This is a genomic window from Streptomyces sp. WAC04114, from assembly GCF_019733245.1.
Classification (GTDB): domain Bacteria; phylum Actinomycetota; class Actinomycetes; order Streptomycetales; family Streptomycetaceae; genus Streptomyces; species Streptomyces massasporeus_A.
Genome location: NZ_JAIGQA010000433.1, coordinates 1 through 351 on the forward strand (window position 1 = coordinate 1; position 351 = coordinate 351).

Genomic DNA, 351 nt, shown 5'->3' on the forward strand with positions numbered 1-351 from the left:
CGAACTATGTGGGGTGGGCGTCGGGGTTGTATGGCCCGGGTGGTGCGCCGTTGCATTCGTCGCTGGCGTTCGACCTGACGGTGACCAGTGTGCTGGTGCCGCTGGTGTCGGGTGGTGCGGTGGTGGTCTCCCGCGAGGGTGGCGCCGAAGGTCTGGCACGGGTGCTTGAGACGCATTCCGGGTTCGGTCTGGCCAAGGTTGTTCCCGCGCATCTGCCTCTGCTGGGCGAGCACTTGGCGGATGTGTCGGGTGCGGCGCGGACGTGGGTGGTGGGTGGCGAGGCGCTGTCGGGTTCGGTAGTGCGTGACTGGCTGAAGCGCGCCCCGGAGTCGGTGGTCGTCAACGAGTACG

The 351-nt window shown here is 68.1% G+C and carries 1 pseudogene; it reads left to right on the forward strand.

What is annotated here, in order from left to right:
- Positions 1-50: 50 nt before the first annotated feature.
- A pseudogene (locus tag K4G64_RS39640) lies at positions 51-351 on the forward strand (hypothetical protein); the annotation flags it as partial.